A 15,710-nucleotide genomic window follows, 5' to 3' on the forward strand; every position below is an offset into this window, starting at 1 on the left:
GTTGTTAATTTGTTTGTTCGCCAAACAAGGATAAAATTTTTTTATCTCCGAAGAGTTTTGCATATCCAAGGGCAGACATACCTAGGCCGTCCTTGATATTACAGTCGGCTCCGTGCTTTACAAGCATTTCTACAATATCGGCTTCACGGCGGCCTACTGAAAGAATCAAGGCTGTTTGTCCGTCCTTGCTTTGAATATTGGTATCGGCTTTTTTTTCGAGGAGGGCTTGTACCGCTTCAAGGTATCCGACTTGAGCCGCATCCATCAGGGCAGAGTAGTTTCTGTCTTCGGCACAAAGGTTTATTGCCGCCCCTTTTTCAAGCAGGAGTTCAAGTGTTTCAAAACATTTGTTTCTTACGGCAAGGGATAGAACCGGTGTTCCTAGGGAATCTTTTTGCGAAGGGTCAAAGCCTGCGTCGATAAAAAGTTCTACGATTTCTTTTTCGTTATTTTTAACCGCACGCACATAATTCGGAATAAAAAGAGAATAACCGTTTTCTAAAAGTTTTGTACGGGCCAGCTCTTTAAGCTGATTTTCCGTAAAGCGTTTTTTTTCTACCTCAAAATAGGCCTCAAAGGACTTAATTGTCAGCATAACAAAAGAACGCAAAAAATTCTTCGGCAGTTCGAGCTTTTCGCTTTCTTCAAGTACAAGAACCGGAAGATTTAAACCTGTGGCATAGCCCGAAAAAAACATAAAGCCCAAATAAGTAGCCGGACTTTTACTGTAAGTAAAAAGAACATGAGTAATATTTTTCATAATATGGCGCGGCGTATGTAAATTTTCATCTTTCCATATCTCATCTTCATTGTATAAAGTTACATCACATTCGTGGGATATGATTATATTTTTAATAGCCATCGCTGCGTCTTTTTTCTTTTCATCATAGAAAATAGCGACATTCATAAGGCTTATTATATCTTCTTATCAAAAAAAAGTAAATAGAAGAGATTTTATGCTGGCATAATTTTAAAAACTATATTATAATAATTCTATGAGCAAAAAAGAGCTTTGTGCAAAAGATACTAATCTAAGGGCTGCATATATCGCCCCGCATCCTCCGATAATAATTCCCGAAATAGGCAGGGGAGAGGAGAAAAAAATAGCCTCAACTTCTAAGGCTCTTAAAACCATATCGAAAGAAGTAAAGCAAATAGAACCTGAAACTATTATAATCATAACTCCCCATGCAAAAATGCACCGAGGGGCGGTTACAATAAATACGGCTCCGGTTATCGAAGGAACTATGGCTCAATTCGGTTGTCCCGATTTGCGTTTTTCGGCAAAAAACGATGAGCGGATTGTAAAAGAAATAATCAAAAAATGTAAAAAGACGGGATTTCCCTGTGCGGCCATAGACATGAATCTTGATCACGGCTCCTTTGTTCCGCTTTATTTTATAAGCTCAGAGTTTTCAAATTTTTCTCTTGTGCATATAAATTACGGAATTATGTTGAGCGCAATGCTTGAAGAATTCGGGTCAATTCTTTCCGATATTATTGAAGAAAAAAAATGCAAATCGGTTTTTATTGCGAGCGGAGATCTTTCACATCGGCTTCTTTCTACAGGCCCTTACGGTTTTGCTCCTGAAGGACCCAAATTCGATAAGGAATTTGTAAGAATTATAGAAAAGGGAAGTCTTTCCGAATTTGCCGATATTCCTCCTTTGCTTACCGAAAAGGCGGGGGAGTGCGGGCTTAATTCTTTTTTAATTTTGTCGGGGCTTTTATCCTGCTATAAACATTCTCAAGAGCTGCTTTCCTACGAGGGCCCATTCGGAGTCGGATACGGTGTTGCTCGATTTAATGTTGAATCTATAAGGCAGCCGGAAGATGAGGACTTAGAGATTGTTTTTAACAAAAAGAAGAAATTTATATTGCCCGATTCTCAAACAAATGACCCTTATATAAATCTTGCACGCAGGAGTATTATCTACTATTTAAAGCATAATAAGTTTTTAAAACCTAAGAATACCGAGGGTATTCAATCGGGAAAGGCCGGCGTTTTTGTATGCTTAAAGAAAAAAGGGGAGCTTCGAGGATGTATAGGTACAATACTTCCTACCAAAAGCCGCATAAGTGAAGAAATAATTAAAAATGCAGTATCGGCAGCCTTGAATGACCCGCGTTTTCCGCCCGTCGATTTATCCGAAATGGACGAAATTGTCTGTTCTGTCGATATTCTTGCAGAACCGGAAGAAATAAAATCGATTTCGGATTTGGATGTAAAGCGTTTCGGTGTGATAGTCTCATCAGGTTCGAGGACAGGACTTCTTTTACCCAACCTTGAAGGTATCGATTCCGCCGGTATGCAGGTTGCCATAGCTCTTCAAAAAGGCGGAATAAGCCCCGAAGAACCTTACCGCATGTACCGCTTTGAAGTTATAAGGCATGAATAAAAAAAACGAGGTTAAAAAAATTAAAAACCGAAGATTTAAATTATTGACATTTTTTTTCTGTACTCCGCTTTTTGTTGTCTTGTTGTTTTTTTCTTGTAAGAGCCGCCGAATCGCCGAACCCTTGGAGCATCCTAAGCCTGAGGTTTTAATCGAAAAAGAATCGGAAGATCCTTTTTTGGGTGTTTATGTTATGGACCTTCCTTCATCTCGAAGCGGGACATCCCGAAACGGGATTACAAGTTACTCGGTAGAATTTAAAGCCGATCAAACTGCTAGGGTTTTACTTTTTAAAGAAGGAAGAACGGAGCCTGAAATCTCGCATGGTAAGTGGCTTATAGCAAAGGACGGGATTATTATTTTGTATTTTGAGCAAAATTTCCTGAGTGAATTTTTTATAAAAAATGCTGACGGTTCTCTTTCTTTTTTAAATGCTCAAAGAAAACCTTATTCGGGCGAATTGGCTGAACTTCTCATTTTGCGTAAAATCGAAAAGAACTAAATTGTGATGGCTAGTTATCGTGATGGCTGGTTATAAGGAAATATTTTGATGATTATATTTTTAATCGGAATGAGCCGAGCCGGAAAAACCGAAACGGGCAGGGCTCTTTCAAAAAAACTTAAAGCTTCTTTTGTAGATACGGATTCCTATATGGAGGAAGTTTACGGGAAAACGATAAGAGAACTTTATCAAGTCTTTGGAGAAAAAAAATTCCGTCTAAAAGAATTTGAATGCCTTAACAAAATAATCGAAAAAATAATCGAAAAATTTTCGTCTTGTTCCAATGACAAAAACGCCATTTATTGTGAGTGCGAAAATGCTGTTCACTGTGATGATGTAAACGCCATTGTCAGCACCGGAGGAGGCTATGCGGAAAACGAAGCCATTATCAAAAAGCTAAAAGATTTCTCCGGAATAATTTTAATCGATACCGCTCCGGCCGAGATTTTTTATAGAATAAAAACGTCTGCATATAAAAAAGGCTTTTACCCTGCCTTTTTAGGAGAAAATATTAAAAATGAAAAAGAGGCGGAAGACCGTTTTTTTTCGATATATAAAAGGCGTATAAAAATCTACAGGGCTCTATCTTCCTTTTCCATAAACCCGAAAGGCCTCTCGCCCGAAGAAACGGCAGATAAAATTATTTCATCTTTGTAAATAAAATTTAAGGCTTGATAAAATCTTGTTCTTATGTTATCATTATCCTATGAAAAGCATTAATAAGGAGTTGAACTCCATTACTGAATTATTCCCATCCGATTTTACGGATGATGAAAAGGCTCTCGCAAAAACGCATTTTTTAAAGAAACTGTCTATTTTAACGCACAGTTTTTACGGCGGAAAACTCCAGACTGTTCCCAAATGCGGTTTATACGGGTTTAACTGGTTTAATGTATGGTACACACCGGGCGTTTCTGCTATTTCTACCTCAATTCGCGATGATAATGAAACATCCTTTGCTCTTTCCAACAAAGGGAACTTGGTTGCTGTTGTAAGCGACTCTACACGAGTCTTGGGCGACGGCGACTGCACCCCTCCCGGAGGATTGGGAGTTATGGAAGGCAAATGTATGCTTATGAAGTATTTAGGCGGAGTTGACTCATATCCTCTGTGTATCGATTCTATTGTAAGGGTTGACGAAGAAGGAAAAAGGGGCGTAAAAGCCGGAAAGCATGACCCCGACAAGATTATCGATTTTGTCAGAATGCTTGAGCCTTCAGTAGGAGCCGTAAACCTCGAAGATATTCAACAGCCCGACTGCTTTAAGGTTTTGGATACCTTAAGAGAGGTCTGCGAAATTCCCGTTTGGCATGATGACGCTCAAGGCACCGCCTGTATAACCCTTGCAGGTCTTTTAAATGCTATAAAACTTGCCGGTAAAAAGATGGAAGACTGCAAGATTGTTCTTTTGGGAGCCGGTGCTTCAAACACGACAATAGCCCGTCTTATCTTGGCTGACGGCGGAAAACCTGAAAATATGATTATCTGCGATTCAAGAGGAGCATTACATTCAGGCCGAAAAGACATAGAAGAAGATAAGCGCTATTACCGAAAGTGGGAGCTCTGTTTACAGACCAACCCCAAAAAGATTGAAACTTTTGATGAAGCAATGAAGGGTGCCGACGTTTTAATCGCTCTTTCTACTCCCGGGCCCAACACTGTAACAAAGGAACAGGTTGCCTCGATGAACGAAAAAGCTATAGTCTTTACCTGTGCAAACCCCATCCCCGAAATCTGGCCCCACGAAGCTAAGGCTGCCGGTGCCTTTATCGTCGGAACAGGACGAGGAGACTTCCCGAACCAGATTAATAACTCCGTTTGTTTCCCCGGTATCCTAAAGGGTGCTCTTTTGGTAAGAGCTAAAAAGATTTCCGACGGAATGGCTATCCGCTGTTCTCACTCGATTGCAGACTATTCCGAGAAGAAAGGCATCAATCCCGACAATATCGTAGTTACAATGCAGGATGAAGATGTCTTTGCAGTTGAAGCTGCCGATGTTGCAATGCAGGCCATTAAGGAAGGCTTGGCCCGCGTAACCATGACATGGGACGAAGCCTACAAAAAAGCAAAAAAAGATATTGAAGAAAGCCGCTCCTTGACCAAAATGTTAATGGAAAAGGATTTTATCAAAGAGCCCCCGCAAGAGTTCTATGAAAAAGCCTTAGAATACGCTGTCGAGCAGATTAAAAAGAACAGAAAATAAATAGACATTTCTAAAAACCCCGTTGGATTTTTAGAAGTACTTTGTACAAAACCGGCCGGCTCTTAAAAAGAATCGGCCGGTTTTTTGTTTACCAATCTTTCCACGAGATATAAGCACCATGCTCATCAGTTGCCGGAAGAGAAAGGTTTCCTGCATACACTACATTTGAGTTTTTTATTTCGGTGCCGCTGATGGAGCAAAATTTTTTTATGGAAGAAAAGAATTTTTCGTTCATTGTGGCAGAGGACTTTATTTCGTATATTTTAAGAAGCGGCTTTCCTTTTGAGAGTTTTTCTATTATCAAGTCGATTTCAAGGCCGTTGGAATTACGCCAATAAAAAGCTTCTGCATCCCTTCCCATAAAAAATTCGTTTTTATAATAAGTGCTTATTATGAGGTTTTCAAAAATTCCGCCTCTTAAATAGTGGGTACCGACCTGTTCAGGATTTTCTATTCCCAACAAGGAACAAACCAAGCCCGTATCATAAAAATAAAGCTTAGGAGATTTAATAAGCCTTTTTCCGTAATTTTTTGAGTAGGGCTTTAAGAAAAAGATAAGCCCGCTTGTTTCAAGCACGGAAAGCCAAGATCGAGCCGTGATGACCGAGAGCCCTGCCTCATTTGAGAGCTCGGTAAGATTCAATATTTGTCCGGTTCTCCCTGCACATAAGCGGATAAATTTATGAAAAGAAGATAAATCGTTTATGTTTTTTAAATCCCGTACATCCCGCTCAATGTAGGTTTTGATATAAGAACGGTAAAAATCTTGGGGTTGAGGTTTTTGGTCATAAATACGCGGATAAAAACCGGTAAATAAACATTCGTCGATATTTTCTATCAAAAGATTACTCGCTTTTAACTCCCGTATCGAAAAGGTTGAAAGGTTTAAAACGGCACACCTTCCTGCCAAAGTTTGGGATATTGACTGCATAAGTAAAAAATTTTGCGAACCTGAGAGGATATAAATACCTGTTTTGCCGATAGAATCCGTATGGGTTTGAATATACGAAAATAAATCGGGAACACGCTGCACCTCATCGAAAATAGCTTTTTCGGGGTAAAGGCTCAAAAAATATCGAGGGTCTTTTTGGGCTAACTGCCTCATATCCAAATCCTCAAGAGAAACATATTTCCAGTCGGGAAAGAGATATTTTAAAAGAGTCGATTTTCCGCATTGACGGCAGCCCGTTAATGCAACTATCGGAAAAGAAGAGACTAATTGCTTTAATTTTTTTATAATATGCCTTTTAACAAGCTTTTTTTTCATACCTCCCCCCTCCATTTTCAGGCCTTTTTTCAATTTATTCTGTAAAAAACTATGCAAATCGTATAGTATATTATATAATTTACATAGTTTTTGTCAAGAGGCTGAATTATTTCTCCTCTCCTTGACATTCCGCCTCATCTATAATATCCTGTAAATCTTAATTAAAACCAGCTTTAAAGGAGCTTTATCATGGAAAAAAATAAACTTGCCGAGCTTAAAACTTCAATTTCAAATGCAGCCGAAAAGGTAATGGACGAGATTATCACTATCTGCAATATACCCAGTCCCACGGGCTACACCTGCGAGGCCGCCGATTATGTTCTAAAAAGGCTTTCAGGTTTAGGCTTTAAGCCTTGGCTTACGAACAAGGGTGCTGTTGTCTGCGAGCTTGATAAAAATGCCGAACCTAATACCGGCAAAAAAGGAGATAAGGCTCTTTTGCTTTCAGCCCATATTGACACCCTCGGCCTTTTTGTTAGGCACATTAAATCTTCAGGCCGGCTGCGTACATCCCTTGACGGGGGCTTTCCATACAATTATGTAGAGCAGTCCAACGTAACGGTTATCACAAGAGAGGGGAAAAAATATGAGGGCACTATGAGGCTCACGGAACCTGCCGTTCACGCCTCGCGCGAGATAAACGAGCTGAAAAGAGATGATTCAAATATGGAGCTAGTGCTCGATGAGATTGTAAAATCCCGTGAAGATGTCGAAAAGCTAGGCATCATGGCAGGTGATGTTGTGGCCATTGAATCCCTTGCCCGAAAGGCCGGAAACGGCTTTTTAAAGAGCCGGCACTTGGACGACAAGGCGAGCTGCGGAATGTTCATCTATCTTGCAGAACAGGTTGCAAAGGGAGAATTAAAATTAAAACGCAAGACCTACATTATGTTTACCAATTATGAAGAAATAGGCCATGGAGCTTCTGCAGGACACCCCGAAGGCATAAGCGATATGCTTGCAGTCGATATGGGCGTTGTGGGAAGCGACCTTGATACCGATGAATATGCAGTTTCAATCTGCGCAAAGGATTCTTCCGGGCCCTATAATTATGAGTTTACAAGCGAGCTCATCAAAATAGCCAAGGAGATGGAACTGAACTTTGCAGTCGATGTTTATCCCTTTTACGGCTCGGATGCTTCCGCTGCCCTAAGTGCAGGCTATGACTACCGCCATGCCCTTATCGGAACCGGAGTTGCCGCCTCCCACGGCTATGAAAGAATTCATAAACAGGGGCTTGAAAACACTCTTCTTTTATTGACGGGGTATATTTCGGAATAACTCGATATTAAAATGAAGGGCAAAAAAAAATACAAAAAAACGGATATAGAATTCTCTCAGCCTAAAAAAACTCCGTTGATTGTCAGGTTTGTGCTTTGGATAAAGCATATTCCTGCAAGCGATATTTTTAGAATACTGGCAGGTTTTGCATTTATTTTTCTTGTATTGGTTGTAATTATCTTTGTTTCGGAAGCAAACAGTAATTCAAGGATTAACAATTTTTTCGATGCCTTTTGGTATTCTCTTGTAACTATCACAACCGTCGGTTACGGAGACATTACTCCCTCAACAATTTTGGGCCGCTTGGCCGGTATCATTCTTCTTCTTTTTGGAGTTGTAGCTTTTGCAGGCGTGAGCGGAAAAGTTGCATCGTTCTTTTTTGATAGACAGGTAAAAAAAGATAGGGGGCTTATTAGATTGGAAAAGATAAAAAATCATTTTTTGATATGCGGCTGGAAGCCTAATTTTGACAGGATTCTTTTAGGGATTATTTCTTCAAACCCCGATATTCCCATAGACCATATTGTTCTTATAAATAATGCAAGCCCAGAAAATATGGATATAATTAAAACCGACAGACGCTTTAAGGGGCTTATCTATCTATTCGGGGATTATACCGATGAGGCGACATTGCTCCGTGCAAATGTAAGATATGCAGAGCGGGCTCTCATTCTTTCAGACTATTCGCAAAATGCTTCCCCCATGGAAGTAGATTCGCGCACGGTACTTGCAGTTCTCACAATAGGAAGTCTTAACTCCCATATATATACGGCCGCCGAGCTCATCGACTCAAAATTCCGGCAGCACCTTTCCCTTGCTCACTGTGATGAAATTATTTTAAGTACCGATTATGAAAGGAGCATTTTAGTTTCGGCTTCAAGCGGTACGGGGCTTAGCCATGTTTTAAGAGAACTAATCACGGAAAAATCAGGCGAGGGGCTTATCATAAACGATATTCCTTTTGAGTTTATAGGCAAGACCTACCGCGAATACCGCCGCAGCCTTTCTGGCGGCCGCGTTTTAATAGGCCTTTTGGAAAATACGGGGAACTTTTACAGCCGCCGAAAAGAAGCCCTGCACGAGGCTCAAAAAAATCCCAATATTCAGCAGATAGTAAATAACCTAAAAAAGATAAAACGGCTTAAAAGCAATGAGCCTATTTTGACTCCGCCCGATGAATATATAATAAAGCCTAATTCCAGAGGTATTTTTGTTTCGGGAAGAAAACGTACCGACTTTACCCTTGACGGAACAGCTCTTGACGACTCCCAAATTTTAAATGAAGGAGGAGCAGATGACAGATAAAGAAATCATGGAAAAAAAAGATGAAATTCTATCTCTTATATCGAGATTGGAAATATTTTCAGACCTCGCAGGATTGGATTCGTCTAAAGGTTCGGATATAGCAGATAATCAAAATAAGATATTTTTAGAAAAGATTTTTTCTTTTTTAAGCGTAAAAAATTTTACTAGCGGCGAAATTATACTCGATAAAAACGACACGGGAAAAAGCCTTTTTATCTTAGTTAAGGGGGAGGTACAAATGCTCCGCACAACCCTTGAAGGTTCTCCCTTTGCCTTGAGCAATCTAAAGGCTGAAGAAAATGTTTGCTTTGGAAAGGCCGCCTTGCTCGGAGAAGATTTTCACGGTTCTTCTGTAAAGGCCTTAAACGAGTGCACCGTCTTGGAGCTAAGGTCTCAAGATTTTTTAAGTCTATGCAATGAAATGCCGACACAAGGCTATAAGGTTATTTACCGTATTGCCCGCCGCCTTGCAAAAGCCCTCCAAGAAGCGACCAAGGATTCCCTCACTCTCTATCAAGCCTTGCTCGATGAGGTAGGGATGCCGTAAATTAGAGAGGAGGGTATAAAAATGGCAAAGAACTTAATTGAAATAGGGTTATCTATAGAAAATATTGCAAAGACAACCGGTTTAAGCCGTGAAGAGATAGAAAAGTTATAATTGATTTAGGGGAGGAAGGACAACCCGACAGAACAGAAATCTTTTATCCGAAAAAGTTTCTTTCCTCCCCTAATTTACAGTTCCTCAATCTCAGCTTCAGAAAGACCTGTAATTTTCATAATAAAATTATTATCACATTTTTCCATTTTCATAAGTCTAGCTGTTTCTTTCTTAGTTTCATAAGTACCTTCCGAAAAACCTTTATACCTAGCATCCATTTCAAAAGTAGACATTAATCTATATTCTTGTCTTGCCTGTTCATTTTGTTTTACTGTTTGTATCATTTCTTCTATCCTCCTTGTAAATTCACTCTTTGTTTTGCCGGTTTTAAGATATTCTAAAAATTCCTTTAATTCTTTGTCTTTAGTGTCTTTAAAGCCTTCTGCGTTTATTATAACCTTTTTCGTTCCATCTTGTAAAGATGTGTTTTTATCTTCAAGACAGATGTTTTCAAAAGTATAAACTGGTCTATTTTTACCGATAACATCAAATAAACAGATAAAAATTATAAAGCTGTCATTTAAATCATTATAGAAATTCCCCTTATCCAAGAACGAAATGTCTATAGCTGCTTGGTAAAACCTCATTCTTTTAGGTATATTCTTCTCGTTGCTTACCTGCATTTCAACATCGTAGAATTTACCGTTTTCTGTTTGTACCAGAACATCAAATCTTACGGATTTTGCCTGTTCGTAGGTGTTAATATTATGCTGCACCGAAATATATGTAATTTTCCCTATTGTATCGAATAATATCATTTCAATAAGTCTTTTACACAAATCGGGATCTTGCATAACTTTACAGAACATAAAGTCATCTGTAAATGTCAAATCTTCAAATTTTTTAATCATTTGTGTTCTCCTAATTTTTTCACATTTCCCCTCCCATTATATTTATAGGGATTATTTGAAAAAAAGCGTAAATTTAGAAAAACTTCTTTGCGGCCTTTGCGCCCCCTGCGGTTAAATTCCTCCCTTTTCAAAGCCCTAAAAAAGGTGTATAATCAAAGATATGGCTAATGATATGCAAAATAAGGAGCGGGAGCTTTTAGCTGCCGTAGATTACATTTTAAACAGGGCAGGGGAGAAGGAAATAGAAGTTATTACAGCTGCCTTGGAGCGGAAAAAAAGTGAGGCTTCGGCGGCAAGTCCCCTCGCAGCTATCAATCCTGAAAATATGGCAAAACAAATGTCGGAATCTATCAACAAGTCGATTCAGGCTAGTCTTGAAGGCGTACGCCATACTTTCCGCGATTTTGCAGCCGATATGCTTTTGAAAGAAGCTCCCGAACTTTCCGAAGGGCAGATGAAGGCTCTTATCGATTCGTGGATTCCCGAACAAGGCTCCTATGACGGTAAAATAAAAAGCATTGCAAAAAACGGAAAGGTTGACGGTGTTCCTGCCGATGTATTATATGGAATGATTTTGCAATTTGTTTCTTACAGCATAGGTGAAATGAGTGCAAAAGAAAACGATGAGCTGAAAACTACGATGGGAAACTGGACGGAAAAATACTGGAGCCGTTTTCCTATGAGAATAAAACAGGAGATAAAAAGTTTTATCAACGGAGAAATCACATCGGGCGAATTTAGAAAGAATATAACTGCTTTGATTTCTTAAAAGAGGGAGTGCTTAAAATGAATAAAACAATGACCGGCGAAGATTACGAAGAAATAGACGAGGTTTTTGGTAAAATGGGAGAAATGCAAAAAAAAATTGCAATAAGAAAGATAACCGAGATGGAAGAATCTTTAGAAAAACTTGAAGACGAGTTGACATATATTATTAATACCCATTCAAATATATTGACTGAAAATTGATGGAGTTTTTATGAAAGAAAAATTAAAATTTGTATTACCGGTTTGCTTTATTTTTTTTATTTTGCTAAACCTCCATTCCGAGCTTTCGTTTGAATCTGCCGATATAAATACTGAAGGCGATATTTTATTCGATATCAAGGCAGATGCTTATGAGGGGTATTCATATAAAACTCTTTTTAAGTATTCGAATGAAAACAATAAAATAGAGCAGCTTACATTTTTCCCCGAAAAATTACAGCTTTTAGGAAACAATAAATTTTTACAGGTTTCAAACCGTTTCGGTATCATAAGGCTTGACCTTAAGTCAGGAGCTGTCGATTCCCATTCCGATTTTGAACCTCTTTCGGCATCCAATTCTTCAAAGATAGGAGCTCTTAACAATATAAAAGCAAGCCCTGACGGAAGATGGCTTACATTGGTAGAGCCATCCACCCTTGTTTTCGGCCGGCTCGTACTGGTTGACACCAATACCGGCAGAAGATATATATTGAGTAACAAAACCGTCCGAAATGATCTTCCCGTATCTTGGTCGCCTGATTCAAAGATTATTTTATATGAAGATGATGGAGTAATTTATTTTGCCAGACCTGAGTGGTTTTTGGAATCTGCTTTTACGGATAAGAATTTTAGAAAACTTTCTCAAGGTAAAATAAAGAATTTAAAATGGATTTCATCTTCGGAATTTGTTTTTTTATCGGGGAACGCTCTTTATAGGGTCTCCTCCACCGAGCTTTTTACAAAGGCTTTTTATGCGCCCTTATTTTCGGCAGGAAAGCTTGCTGCAAAAATTCCTTCGGATTTTTCTCCGGCCTTTGATTCTATTTTTATAGCACCTGACGGCAAGACGGCCGTTTTTGTTAAAGGTAAAAGAAATGTTTACCGCATTAAACTGGATGGAGATGATTATGTCAATGTTTACTCCTCGGATTCTATTCCCTATTTATTGCTTCCAGGAAACACTGCTGAAGTTTCCGTTCATTGGAAAGATAATTCCCCCATCGTTTTTGCCGAGGGTCTTGCAGGCGGCTCAAAAATTTTAAGGGCATGGCAAATTCTTCCTTCTTCTTCAAGTTTTGAAAAAATCCCCATCATCGAAAAAAGCTCGTTTCTTGCAGCCTCCTCTAATTTTGAAATTGCCGCTTTTAAGGAAGATGAGGGTGTGGTTTTCTATGATACTTCGCTCACGGAAGAAACCGGTGCGGCTTCATGGAAAAAGCTCGATGTTTTTTCGGATGAAAAAATTGTCTCGGCTGTTTGGAAAAATAATTTTACCTTTTTTTTGGGCGGTGAAAATTATATTTATGAGTATAATCTTAACGATAGTTCTTCCGATACAGGCAAGAAAAAGATTTCCGTTTCGTCAATGCAGGATTATAGCTGGTCGGACTCAGGCAAGGAAATTTTAATAAGTTTGAAAAGTGTCCGGAATAATGAGCCGGAAGGCGATTTTTCGGACTCCGATAATGCAGAAGTCTTGCAATATGTTTCAAATTTAAAATGGACCCATTCTTCAAAAAAAATCATGCAAAAGAAAAATGCTAATCTTTCGGATAGAATTTACATAGATTCAAATTCAGGCTATTTTGCGAATATGATATACATTCGCCGTCTTAAAGATTTTATAACTCGTCCGCTTTTGGAAGACGGAAACTTTTTAAAGGAAAAAACTCAAAAAAAGATTTCTTATGAGAGTGCTAATTCTTCTTCCGTTTTTTCGCATGGAAACCGTAGCGGAAAAAAACGGGTTGCCTTAGTCTTTGATGCCATGGATGATATGGACGGAATTGCAAGCATTCTTTATACCTTAAAAAAGAATAATATAAGTTCAACTTTTTTTATAAACGGCGAGGCAATGAGGCAAAACCCCAATGCCGTAAAAGAGATTGTAAAAAGCGGACACCAATGCGGCTCCCTTTTCTTTACTACATGGAATTTGAACGATACGGCTTATAGGATAGACGATAATTTTATAAAGCAGGGACTGGCCCGCAATGAGGATAATTTTTATTCTCTCACAGGTTCCGAGCTTTCCCTTATTTGGCATACTCCTCATTATATTTCTTCTTCCCTCATTGTAAATGCAGGAAAAAATGCCGGCTACGTTTTTATTTCGCCTGATGTGAGGGTGGCCGATTGGCTTAGTCCGGATGAAAAATTTGCAGTTCCTTCTCTTTATAAGACTTCTGCAGAATTAATTGAAGATATAGCTGATGAGGTTCAGCCGGGTTCTATAATTCCCATACGCATTGGCAGAAGTCTTTCAACTAGGAGCGATTATCTTTATTATAATTTACAGCTATTGATAGATGTTTTAACCGAAATGGGGTATGAGATTACAGATGTTAAAACCTTGATGGGGCTTAAGTAAAAGCTCTTAATAAAAAGGCCTCCAAACTCTAAACGATTTTGGAGGCTTTTTTAATTTTAGCCGAATTCTTATTTAAACCGTTTATAGGTTTTTGAAGGATCGTAGAGACCTGATCTTTTTTCACCTTTAATGGACGGAATCGTTAAAATAATATCCGGTTCTAGCCAGTTGGGATTGTTTGCATCAGGAAGCTTATCCTTGTTAGCTTCATACAGCTTACGCCACATAAAGGGATTTCCATAGACTTCCTTTTTTGCTGCTATATTCCACAAACAGTCCTTTTCTCCTCTCCATGTTCTAACTCTATATTGAGAAGGAAGCTCTGCAAGGCCTGTGTCATCCTTTCCCTTAACTACTGAAAGAGCGTCCATTACTCTTTGGGCGCATACGACTGCTACATCGTAGTTTTCGTTATCGAAGGCTATGCTTCCTGCGTTTAAAGCTTCTTCGGCAGTCTTATAAGCATCGGGATATTTTTCTTCAGCTCCGTTTGCCTTTGCCCAAGTGAATCTGGTACGTGCCTTGTTCATTTCCTGTTCAGCTTCGGTTTTAGCCAGCATTCTTTGAATAAAATCTGCCGACTGCTGTGCATAGCTTTCTGCAAGCTTTGAATATTCTATTGAGGCTTCGTAATCCCCTTCATCATAGGCCTTTGCTGCAAGTTCCGTATAAGCTCTGCTTTTTCTTTGATATTCGTTATCATCATATGATACGGCAAAAAGAGGTATTAAAACCAGTAAAAATATTAAAATTGTGATAATCTTTTTCATTATTTGCCTCCTTCTGCTGTTGTTTGGTTGTTGCCTGTGTTTTCAGATTCATCGTCCTGTGTATTTATGTTTTCAACAGGTGCTTCTGTCTGAGGGGTAGAAAGATCTTGTAAATCAAGGTCTCCTTCGGTAAAGCCTTCTCCGCCTTCGGTCAAAGGAGCTTCCTTATCCGCTTCTAAAGCGAGGTCCGAGCTTTCCTGTTGCCGTTTTGCAGCCTCAGCCATAGCTCTTTCGGCCTCTGCCCGTTTTAAAGAAACCTCTACGTATAGTTTTGCAAAAAGTTTTGCAGCTTCATCATACGACACGTAGGCTTCCTTATAATCGGACCTGTCTGCAGCCGATTTTCCGCGGTTATATGTTTTGACGGCATTGTTGTATTCTTCCTTTCTGCTTCTTGCAACCTTGATCGAATCACAGTAATATTTACTCTCTTTTGCAGAATCTTTTGCTGTTTTGGCAAATTCAAAATATCCCTTATTTACAACTTTTTTATAAAGCTTCAAAGCATCTTCCGAAGATTCTTTTGCCATCTTATGATCTAAGGGGTAATGATCTACGGTGTTGATTGAAAACCTTTCGGCATCGGCATAGTCTGACGGGGAATATGCTGCAAAACCGTTAGCTTCTATTTCGGTTCTTAAATTAGATGCTTCTGTCAGATTGATAAGGGTTTCATATCTGCTGACTGCTTCTTCGTATTTAGCTATAGCTTCTTTTAAATTCCCTGTTTCGGCAGCTGTGTCGGCTTTTTGTTTAACGTCATCCGCAGCATTAAAAAAATCGGGATATGCTTCGTCTGCACCCAGCTCTACAGCCTTTTTTCTCGCCTTGTTAACCTTTCCGTTTTCTCCTTGGAAAAGCTTAAGCTCGGCAAGCAGGGGATCCTGCTTAACAGCTTCTTGTTTAGGATCTTCTTTTTCTACGACAGGAGCCTTTACTTCTTCGAGTTTCGGTTCAGGCGGAGTACCTTGTGCTTTTTGCTTTGATGCACATGATGCAAAAAAAAGCGGTACAAGGATAGACATCAAAATCAGTAATTTATAATTTTTCTTCATTAAATACCTCCCATTTAATATTAACTAATAATACTCTTTTTTTCCGTTTTTTTCAAGTTGTAATTTTTTTTTCTTTATATATTTC

The 15,710-nt window shown here is 39.0% G+C and carries 15 protein-coding genes and 1 pseudogene; 11 read left to right on the plus strand and 5 right to left on the minus strand.

Annotation, left to right across the window (positions count from 1 at the left end):
* Positions 1 to 4 precede the first annotated feature (4 nt).
* A complete protein-coding gene (locus HO345_RS01835) occupies positions 5 to 907 on the minus strand; it encodes an ankyrin repeat domain-containing protein (protein WP_253683568.1) in 903 nt (300 codons plus the stop codon).
* Between the two features lie 88 nt (positions 908 to 995).
* Here HO345_RS01835 and amrA point away from each other — a divergent pair, with 88 nt between their 5' ends.
* The 4 genes from amrA to HO345_RS01855 are packed head-to-tail and all read left to right on the plus strand — an operon-like array spanning position 996 to position 5,101.
* The gene (gene amrA, locus HO345_RS01840) at positions 996 to 2,399 is read left to right on the plus strand and encodes an AmmeMemoRadiSam system protein A (RefSeq protein ID WP_253683569.1); all 1,404 of its coding nucleotides are present in this window, start codon (positions 996 to 998) and stop codon (positions 2,397 to 2,399) included.
* Complete coding sequence (locus HO345_RS01845; protein ID WP_253683570.1) at positions 2,392 to 2,898, plus strand: hypothetical protein; 507 nt, start codon at positions 2,392 to 2,394, stop codon at positions 2,896 to 2,898. Before amrA ends, HO345_RS01845 begins: the two co-directional genes overlap by 8 nt.
* 48 nt (positions 2,899 to 2,946) lie before the next feature.
* Complete coding sequence (locus HO345_RS01850; RefSeq protein ID WP_253684576.1) at positions 2,947 to 3,555, plus strand: shikimate kinase; 609 nt, start codon at positions 2,947 to 2,949, stop codon at positions 3,553 to 3,555.
* 49 nt (positions 3,556 to 3,604) lie between these two features.
* Positions 3,605 to 5,101, plus strand: coding sequence for an NAD(P)-dependent malic enzyme (locus tag HO345_RS01855; RefSeq protein ID WP_253683571.1), 1,497 nt, complete (start codon positions 3,605 to 3,607; stop codon positions 5,099 to 5,101).
* A gap of 88 nt (positions 5,102 to 5,189) precedes the next feature.
* Here the strand turns inward: HO345_RS01855 and HO345_RS01860 are convergent, their stop codons facing one another.
* A complete protein-coding gene (locus tag HO345_RS01860; RefSeq protein ID WP_253683572.1) occupies positions 5,190 to 6,368 on the minus strand; it encodes an ATP-binding protein in 1,179 nt (392 codons plus the stop codon).
* 189 nt (positions 6,369 to 6,557) lie between these two features.
* Between HO345_RS01860 and HO345_RS01865 the strand changes: the two genes are divergently transcribed.
* From HO345_RS01865 to HO345_RS13255, 4 genes and pseudogenes are all read left to right on the plus strand, one after another.
* Entirely contained in the window at positions 6,558 to 7,649 is a 1,092-nt protein-coding gene (locus tag HO345_RS01865; protein ID WP_253683573.1) for a M42 family metallopeptidase, read from the plus strand.
* 12 nt (positions 7,650 to 7,661) lie between these two features.
* Positions 7,662 to 8,954 (plus strand): potassium channel family protein, encoded by a 1,293-nt coding sequence (locus HO345_RS01870; RefSeq protein ID WP_253683574.1) that lies wholly within the window; start codon positions 7,662 to 7,664, stop codon positions 8,952 to 8,954.
* Positions 8,944 to 9,501, plus strand: a complete 558-nt coding sequence (locus HO345_RS01875; protein ID WP_253683575.1) for a cyclic nucleotide-binding domain-containing protein — start codon at positions 8,944 to 8,946, stop codon at positions 9,499 to 9,501. Before HO345_RS01870 ends, HO345_RS01875 begins: the two co-directional genes overlap by 11 nt.
* A gap of 15 nt (positions 9,502 to 9,516) precedes the next feature.
* Positions 9,517 to 9,612: pseudogene (locus tag HO345_RS13255) on the plus strand (Rpn/YhgA-type helix-turn-helix domain-containing protein); the annotation flags it as partial.
* Positions 9,613 to 9,686: 74 nt separating this feature from the next.
* Here the strand turns inward: HO345_RS13255 and HO345_RS01880 are convergent.
* Complete coding sequence (locus HO345_RS01880; protein ID WP_253683576.1) at positions 9,687 to 10,463, minus strand: Rpn family recombination-promoting nuclease/putative transposase; 777 nt, start codon at positions 10,461 to 10,463, stop codon at positions 9,687 to 9,689.
* Positions 10,464 to 10,623: 160 nt separating this feature from the next.
* Between HO345_RS01880 and HO345_RS01885 the strand changes: the two genes are divergently transcribed.
* Genes HO345_RS01885 through HO345_RS01895 form a run of 3 tightly spaced genes read left to right on the plus strand, consistent with a single transcriptional unit; the run spans position 10,624 to position 13,800 of the window.
* The gene (locus tag HO345_RS01885) at positions 10,624 to 11,232 is read left to right on the plus strand and encodes a hypothetical protein (RefSeq protein WP_253683577.1); all 609 of its coding nucleotides are present in this window, start codon (positions 10,624 to 10,626) and stop codon (positions 11,230 to 11,232) included.
* Positions 11,233 to 11,249: 17 nt separating this feature from the next.
* Positions 11,250 to 11,432: a hypothetical protein gene (locus tag HO345_RS01890; protein WP_253683578.1), complete on the plus strand. Its 183-nt coding sequence runs from the start codon at positions 11,250 to 11,252 to the stop codon at positions 11,430 to 11,432.
* A gap of 10 nt (positions 11,433 to 11,442) precedes the next feature.
* A complete protein-coding gene (locus HO345_RS01895; RefSeq protein ID WP_253683579.1) occupies positions 11,443 to 13,800 on the plus strand; it encodes a polysaccharide deacetylase family protein in 2,358 nt (785 codons plus the stop codon).
* 68 nt (positions 13,801 to 13,868) lie between these two features.
* Here HO345_RS01895 and HO345_RS01900 read toward each other — a convergent pair whose 3' ends face one another.
* Both HO345_RS01900 and HO345_RS01905 read right to left on the minus strand, forming a co-directional pair.
* Entirely contained in the window at positions 13,869 to 14,570 is a 702-nt protein-coding gene (locus HO345_RS01900; RefSeq protein ID WP_253683580.1) for a DUF4398 domain-containing protein, read from the minus strand.
* Entirely contained in the window at positions 14,570 to 15,625 is a 1,056-nt protein-coding gene (locus tag HO345_RS01905) for a hypothetical protein (protein ID WP_253683581.1), read from the minus strand. The genes HO345_RS01900 and HO345_RS01905 overlap by 1 nt, the downstream gene beginning before the upstream one ends.
* Between the last annotated feature and the right edge of the window lie 85 nt (positions 15,626 to 15,710).

It is taken from the genome of Treponema denticola (genome assembly GCF_024181645.1).
Taxonomy (GTDB): Bacteria; Spirochaetota; Spirochaetia; order Treponematales; family Treponemataceae; genus Treponema_B; species Treponema_B denticola_A.